3 protein-coding genes and 2 rRNA genes are annotated in these 7,992 nt (G+C 65.4%); 3 read left to right on the plus strand and 2 right to left on the minus strand.

Going from position 1 to position 7,992, the window contains the following annotated elements; all coding sequences use genetic code 11:
• Nucleotides 1–13 precede the first annotated feature (13 nt).
• Genes asnB through ACF9IK_RS04730 form a run of 3 tightly spaced genes read left to right on the plus strand, consistent with a single transcriptional unit; the run spans nt 14 to nt 4,409 of the window.
• On the plus strand, nt 14–1,855 hold the full coding sequence (gene asnB / locus ACF9IK_RS04720; RefSeq protein WP_395292970.1) for an asparagine synthase (glutamine-hydrolyzing): 1,842 nt from the start codon (nt 14–16) through the stop codon (nt 1,853–1,855).
• A gap of 11 nt (nt 1,856–1,866) precedes the next feature.
• Nucleotides 1,867–2,640, plus strand: coding sequence for a bifunctional 2-polyprenyl-6-hydroxyphenol methylase/3-demethylubiquinol 3-O-methyltransferase UbiG (ubiG, locus tag ACF9IK_RS04725; RefSeq protein ID WP_395292971.1), 774 nt, complete (start codon nt 1,867–1,869; stop codon nt 2,638–2,640).
• A 2-nt stretch (nt 2,641–2,642) separates the two neighbouring features.
• On the plus strand, nt 2,643–4,409 hold the full coding sequence (locus ACF9IK_RS04730) for an FAD-dependent monooxygenase (protein ID WP_395292972.1): 1,767 nt from the start codon (nt 2,643–2,645) through the stop codon (nt 4,407–4,409).
• Nucleotides 4,410–4,561: 152 nt separating this feature from the next.
• Here ACF9IK_RS04730 and rrf read toward each other — a convergent pair.
• Nucleotides 4,562–4,678, minus strand: a 5S ribosomal RNA gene (rrf, locus tag ACF9IK_RS04735).
• A gap of 79 nt (nt 4,679–4,757) precedes the next feature.
• A 23S ribosomal RNA gene (locus ACF9IK_RS04740) occupies nt 4,758–7,875 on the minus strand.
• Nucleotides 7,876–7,992 lie beyond the last annotated feature (117 nt).

Here is a 7,992-nt window from a genome sequence, read left to right on the forward strand (position 1 = left end):
AAGGAAGACCCGAATGTGCGGGATCGCTGGCTGGATCTCCTTCCAGCTCGACCTCGAACGTGAACTCGCCGCCCTGAGCGCCATGACCGACACCATGGCCTGCCGCGGCCCGGACGCCTCCGGCACCTGGCTGTCCGCCCACGCCGCCCTCGGCCACCGCCGGCTCTCCGTCATCGACCTGGCCGGCGGCGTGCAGCCCATGGTCGCCGAGACGCCGGACGGCCCGGTCGTGATGACCTACAGCGGTGAGGCGTACAACTTCACCGAGCTACGGGACGAACTCCGGCGCCGGGGGCACGAGTTCCGCACCTCCAGCGACACCGAGGTGGTGCTGCGCGGCTACCTGGAGTGGGGGCAGGGGGTTGCCGACCGGCTCAACGGCATGTACGCCCTGGGCATCTGGGACGGCCGCGTGGAGAAGCTGATCCTGCTGCGCGACCGCCTGGGCATCAAGCCGCTCTACTACGCCCCCACCGCCGGCGGCCTGGTGTTCGGCTCCGAGGCCAAGGCCCTGCTGGCCCACCCGGAGGTGGAACCGGTCGTCGACGCCGACGGCTTCCGCGAGCTGTTCGGCTTCGTCAAGGAACCCGGCCGCGCGGTCTGGGCCGGCATGCACGAGGTCAAGCCGGGCACCATGGTGACCTTCGACCGCTCCGGGCTGCGCGAGCACGTGTACTGGCGCCTGGAGGTCGCCGAGCACCGCGACGACACCGAGACCACCGTGCGCCGGGTCCGGGAGATGCTGGAGGACAGCGTCGCGCGGCAGCTGGTCGCCGACGTGCCGCAGTGCGTCCTGCTCTCCGGCGGGCTCGACTCCAGCGCCCTCACCGCCCTGGCCGGCCGCCGGCTGGCCGCCGACGGCGAGCGCGCCCGCACGTTCACCGTCGACTTCGAGCAGTCGGACGCGTTCCGCCCGGACGACCTGCGTGGCTCGCCGGACGCGCCGTTCGCCCGCGAGGTCGTGCAGCACGTCGGCACGCTGCACCATGACATCAAGCTCGACTACCAGGAGCTGGCCAACCCCGAGGTGCGCCGCGCCACGGTGACCGCCCGCGACCTGCCGTTCGGCTTCGGTGAGGCGGACAACTCGCTCTACCTGCTGTTCAAGGCGATCCGCGAACACTCCACGGTCGCGCTCTCCGGCGAGTCGTCGGACGAGATCTTCGGCGGCTACCCCTGGTTCCACCTGCCGGCCGTCCAGCAGGTCCCGATGTTCCCGTGGGTGACCGCCTCCGGCCTCGGCCCGCGCAACCACCCCACCAAGCTGATCGACCCCGACCTGCTGCTGCGCACCCTCGACGTCCCCGGCTACTGGGCCCAGCGCTGGAGCGACTCTGTCGCGGCCCTCCCCGTGGTGGCCGGCGAGGACGCGCACGAACGGCGGATGCGCGAGTTCTGCTACGTGCACCTGACCAGCCTGCTCGGCCTGCTGCTGGATCGGAAGGACCGGATGAGCATGGCGGTCGGTCTGGAGGTCCGGGTGCCGTTCTGCGACCACCGCCTCGTCGAGTACGTGTTCAACACCCCCTGGGCGATGAAGACGTTCGACGGCCGGGAGAAGAGCCTGCTGCGGGCCGCGGTCAAGGACGTGCTGCCCACCTCGGTGGTGGAACGCGTGAAGGCGCTCTACCCGCACACCCAGCAGCTCGCCTACGTCGGCCGGCTGCAGCAGCAGGTCGGCGAACTCCTGTCGGCCGACCACGAGGCCGTGACGCTCTTCGACGGAGCCGCACTCGCCAAGGCGGTCGCCGCGCAGCCCGAGGCCGTCGACCGGGACGAGCGCGAGGCGTTCGAGCGCGTCCTCGACCTGGCCGTCTGGCTCGACCAATACCGCCCGACCATCAAGCTCTCCTGAGGAGTCGCACCATGGCTGTCGACAACGACGTCTACAACACACACTCCTGGTGGGACGACGACCAGCCGTTCGCCACGCTGGAGGCGTTCACCCCGGCCCGGTTCGACTACTTCCACGACGTGCTGACCAACCGGCTGCGGCTGGACCTCGCCGGCCTGCGGGTGCTCGACGTGGGCTGCGGCGGCGGCCTGCTCGCCGAGCTCTACGCCAAGGCCGGCTGCAGGGTGACCGGCATGGACCCGTCCGGCCCCTCGCTGGAAGCCGCCCGCGCCCACGCCGCCGAGTCCGGCCTGGAGATCGAGTACCAGCAGGGCTTCGCCGAGAAGCTGCCCTTCCCGGACGGCACCTTCGACGTCGTCTACTGCTGCGACACGCTGGAGCACGTCACCTCGGTGGACCAGGCCGTCGCCGAGGCGGTCCGGGTCCTCAAGCCGGGCGGCTACTACCTGTACGACACGATCAACCGCACCTTCCGGTCCAAGCTCGCGATGATCAAGATGGCGCAGGACTGGAAGTCGGTCAGCTTCGCGCCCAAGGACCTCCACGACTGGAACAGCTTCATCAAGCCGGCAGAGCTGCACGAGGTCTTCCGCCGACACGGCCTGGCCAACCAGGACCTGATCGGATTCGCCTCCAAGCGGCCGCAGTTGGAGCTGCTGAAGGCGATGCGGAGCCGGGCCCGCGGTGAGATCACGTACGGCGAGCTGGGGCGGCGGTTCCAGCTCGGCGTTCACAAGGACACGTCGGTGATCTACGCCGGCTACGCACGAAAGGCAGCAAACTGACCATGGCGACCACCACCCCCGGCGTCCGCGTCCCGGTCCTGATCGTCGGCGCCGGACCGGCCGGGCTGACCGCCTCACTGGCGCTCTCCCGGTACGGCGTCCCGCACCTGGTCGTCGGCAAGTACCCGGGCACCGCGCACACTCCGCGGGCCCACCTGCTGAACCAGCGCACCGGCGAGATCCTGCGCGACCTCGGCGTCGAGCGCGAGGTGCTGGCCGAGGCCACGCCGAGCCCGCTGCTCGCCAACCACATCTTCATGTCGACCTTCGCCGGTCCCGAGGTCAGCCGGCTGGACGCGTACGGCAACGGACCGGACCGGATCGGCGACTACCTCGCGGCCAGCCCGAGCAAGATGTGCAACCTCCCGCAGCACCTGATGGAGCCGCTGCTCGTCGAGCAGGTCCAGCAGGCCGGGGTCGGCGAGCTCCGCTTCGGCCAGGAGTTCCTGAGCCTGGAGCAGGACGAGGACGGCGTCACCGCGGTGCTCGCCGACCGGCAGTCCGGCCTGGAGTACACCGTGCGCGCCGACTACGTGATCGGCGCCGACGGTGCCAACAGCCGGGTGATGCAGCAGGCCGGGCTCACGGTGGAGGGCGCCAGCGGGCTGGCCAAGGCGGCCACGATCTGGTTCGAGGCGGACCTCTCCCGCTACTGCGCCGACCGCCCCGCGATCCTCTACATGGGCGCCGTGCCCGGCAACCCGCCGGAGGACGGCCGGGTGTTCGTCAACGTCCGTCCCTGGAACGAGTGGGTCTTCCTGCGCTTCCTCGACCACGACCCCGGCTTCGACCCGGAGGACCACGAGGAGATCCGCGCGCACCTGCGCGAGAGCATCGGCGACCCCTCCGTCGAGATCCGGATCAAGAACGTCTCGCCGTGGGAGGTCAACGCCGTCGTCGCCCCCCGCTACGCGAACGGCCGGGTGTTCTGTGTCGGCGACGCCGTCCACCAGATGCCGCCCACCAACGGCCTCGGCCTGAACTCGGCGGTCGCGGACTCCTTCAACCTGTGCTGGAAGCTCAAGCTGGTGCTGGACGGCACGGCCTCGCCCGAGCTGCTCGACACCTACCAGACCGAGCGGGTGCCGGTCGGCGCGCAGATCGTCGACCGCGCCGTCCGCAGCATGATGGACTTCCTCGGCATCCCGGCTGCGCTGGGCTACGCGGCCGGCCAGAGCGCGACCGAGCAGTGGGAGCTGCTGCGCGGCCTCACCGACGACACCGACGAGGCCGCCGCCCGCCGCGCCGCCCTGGCCGCCGCGACCGACCGGATCAACTACCAGACGAACGCGCACGGGGTCGAGATCGGCTACCGCTACCGAGCCGGTGCCCGCGTCGACGACGGCACGCCCGAGCCGACCCAGGACCGCGACCCGGAGCTCTACTACCAGGCCACCACCTGGCCGGGCGCCCGTCTGCCGCACGCCTGGCTGGAGGACGGCGGGCGCCGCCGCTCCACTCTGGACGTGGTCGGCCAGGGCCGCTTCGTCCTGCTCACCGGCCGCGGCGGCGAGCGCTGGCACGACGCGGCCCGCGAGGCCGCCCGGGTCACCGGCGTGTCCGTGGCCGTCCGCACGATCGGCGCCGCCGAGGGCCTGCGCGACCCGTACGGAGCGTGGGAGCGGCTGCGCGAGGTCGAGGCCGACGGCTGCGTCCTGGTCCGCCCGGACGGGCACGTCGCCTGGCGCGCCCGGACCGCCGAGTCCGCGGGTGAGCTGCCCAAGGTGCTGTCCACCGTCCTGCACGCGCCGGCCGGCCCCGCTGCCTGAGCCGACGGCCTGATCCAACGGGCCTGACACCCGGGCGGTCCCTCCTTCGGGAGGGGCCGCCCGGACCGTTTAGCCGACCTCTCGGGCCGGACGCTCCCGAAATGCGAAGAACCCCCGATCCGTTCCCGGACCGGGGGTTCTTCAGAAGAATTGTTCGGCGGCGTCCTACTCTCCCACAGGGTCCCCCCTGCAGTACCATCGGCGCTGTGAGGCTTAGCTTCCGGGTTCGGAATGTAACCGGGCGTTTCCCTCACGCTATGACCACCGAAACACTATGAAACTATCTACCGCCCACCCATCGATGGCGGGGGTCGTTGTTTCAGAACAACACAGTGGACGCGAGCAACTGAGGACAAGCCCTCGGCCTATTAGTACCGGTCAACTCCACCCCTCACAGGGCTTCCATATCCGGCCTATCAACCCAGTCGTCTACTGGGAGCCTTACCCTCTCAAGGAGGTGGGAGTGCTCATCTCGAAGCAGGCTTCCCGCTTAGATGCTTTCAGCGGTTATCCCTCCCGAACGTAGCCAACCAGCCATGCCCTTGGCAGAACAACTGGCACACCAGAGGTTCGTCCGTCCCGGTCCTCTCGTACTAGGGACAGCCCTTCTCAACACTCCTACGCGCACAGCGGATAGGGACCGAACTGTCTCACGACGTTCTAAACCCAGCTCGCGTACCGCTTTAATGGGCGAACAGCCCAACCCTTGGGACCTACTCCAGCCCCAGGATGCGACGAGCCGACATCGAGGTGCCAAACCATCCCGTCGATATGGACTCTTGGGGAAGATCAGCCTGTTATCCCCGGGGTACCTTTTATCCGTTGAGCGACGGCGCTTCCACAAGCCACCGCCGGATCACTAGTCCCTACTTTCGTACCTGCTCGACCCGTCAGTCTCACAGTCAAGCTCCCTTGTGCACTTACACTCAACACCTGATTGCCAACCAGGCTGAGGGAACCTTTGGGCGCCTCCGTTACCCTTTAGGAGGCAACCGCCCCAGTTAAACTACCCACCAGACACTGTCCCTGATCCGGATCACGGACCCAGGTTAGACATCCAGCACGACCAGAGTGGTATTTCAACGACGACTCCACAACAACTGGCGTTGCCGCTTCAAAGTCTCCCACCTATCCTACACAAGCCGAACCGAACACCAATATCAAGCTATAGTAAAGGTCCCGGGGTCTTTCCGTCCTGCTGCGCGAAACGAGCATCTTTACTCGTAATGCAATTTCACCGGGCCTATGGTTGAGACAGTCGAGAAGTCGTTACGCCATTCGTGCAGGTCGGAACTTACCCGACAAGGAATTTCGCTACCTTAGGATGGTTATAGTTACCACCGCCGTTTACTGGCGCTTAAGTTCTCAGCTTCGCCAGAGCGAACTCTAGCTAACCGGTCCCCTTAACGTTCCAGCACCGGGCAGGCGTCAGTCCGTATACATCGCCTTACGGCTTCGCACGGACCTGTGTTTTTAGTAAACAGTCGCTTCTCGCTGGTCTCTGCGGCCACCCCCAGCTCAGACAGCACGTGTCATCACCAGGAATGGCCCCCCTTCTCCCGAAGTTACGGGGGCATTTTGCCGAGTTCCTTAACCATAGTTCACCCGAACGCCTCGGTATTCTCTACCTGACCACCTGAGTCGGTTTGGGGTACGGGCCGCCATGAAACTCGCTAGAGGCTTTTCTCGACAGCATAGGATCATCCACTTCACCACAATCGGCTCGGCATCAGGTCTCAGACTACGTGAACGGCGGATTTGCCTACCGTTCGTCCTACACCCTTACCCCGGGACAACCACCGCCCGGGCTGGACTACCTTCCTGCGTCACCCCATCGCTCACCTACTACAGGCTTGGTTCAGCGGCTCCACCACGTCCCATCATCCGAAGACTCCGGGCCGGCTTCACGGCTTTAGCATCACCTGGTTCAGCGTTGGCGCTTCAAAGCGGGTACGGGAATATCAACCCGTTGTCCATCGACTACGCCTGTCGGCCTCGCCTTAGGTCCCGACTTACCCTGGGCAGATCAGCTTGACCCAGGAACCCTTGGTCAATCGGCGCAAGAGTTTCCCACTCTTGTATCGCTACTCATGCCTGCATTCTCACTCGTATACCGTCCACGACTCGATTCCTCGGCCGCTTCACCCGGCACACGACGCTCCCCTACCCATCCACACAGCCGTTGGGCCTATTATGTGAATGACACGACTTCGGTGGTGTGCTTGAGCCCCGCTACATTGTCGGCGCGGAATCACTTGACCAGTGAGCTATTACGCACTCTTTCAAGGGTGGCTGCTTCTAAGCCAACCTCCTGGTTGTCTCTGCGACTCCACATCCTTTCCCACTTAGCACACGCTTAGGGACCTTAGTCGGTGTTCTGGGCTGTTTCCCTCTCGACCATGGAGCTTATCCCCCACAGTCTCACTGCCACGCTCTCACTTACCGGCATTCGGAGTTTGGCTAAGGTCAGTAACCCGGTGAGGCCCATCGCCTATCCAGTGCTCTACCTCCGGCAAGAAACACGTGACGCTGCACCTAAATGCATTTCGGGGAGAACCAGCTATCACGGAGTTTGATTGGCCTTTCACCCCTAACCACAGGTCATCCCCCAGGTTTTCAACCCTGGTGGGTTCGGTCCTCCACACGGTCTTACCCGCGCTTCAACCTGCCCATGGCTAGATCACTCCGCTTCGGGTCTTGGGCATGCAACTGGGTCGCCCTATTCGGACTCGCTTTCGCTACGGCTACCCCACACGGGTTAACCTCGCTACACACCGCAAACTCGCAGGCTCATTCTTCAAAAGGCACGCAGTCACGGCCACCAGCAAGCTGATGACGACGCTCCCACGGCTTGTAGGCACACGGTTTCAGGTACTATTTCACTCCGCTCCCGCGGTACTTTTCACCATTCCCTCACGGTACTATCCGCTATCGGTCACCAGGGAATATTTAGGCTTAGCGGGTGGTCCCGCCAGATTCACACGGGATTTCTCGGGCCCCGTGCTACTTGGGAGATGAGCAAGCAAGCCGTACAGATTTCGCCTACGGGGGTCTTACCCTCTACGCCGGACCTTTCGCATGTCCTTCGACTATCCATACGGTTTCTGACTCGCCCAGCCGCCGGCAGACGACTGAAGCTCATTCCCACAACCCCCAAGCGGCAACCCCTGCCGGGTCTCACACCACCTAGGTTTAGCCTCATCCGGTTTCGCTCGCCACTACTCCCGGAATCACGGTTGTTTTCTCTTCCTGCGGGTACTGAGATGTTTCACTTCCCCGCGTTCCCTCCACACTGCCTATGTGTTCAGCAGCGGGTGACAGCCCATGACGACTGCCGGGTTTCCCCATTCGGACACCCCCGGATCAAAGCTCGGTTGACAGCTCCCCGGGGCCTATCGCGGCCTCCCACGTCCTTCATCGGTTCCTGGTGCCAAGGCATCCACCGTGCGCCCTTAAAAACTTGGCCACAGATGCTCGCGTCCACTGTGCAGTTCTCAAACAACGACCAGTCACCCACCTCCAAGAACCCGAAGGCACCTCTTCAGTGAGACCGGCAACTCTGAAGCAACGACCATACAGCCGT

Origin of the sequence: Kitasatospora hibisci (assembly GCF_043950205.1) — a bacterium.
GTDB classification, from domain to species: Bacteria; Actinomycetota; Actinomycetes; order Streptomycetales; family Streptomycetaceae; genus Kitasatospora; species Kitasatospora hibisci.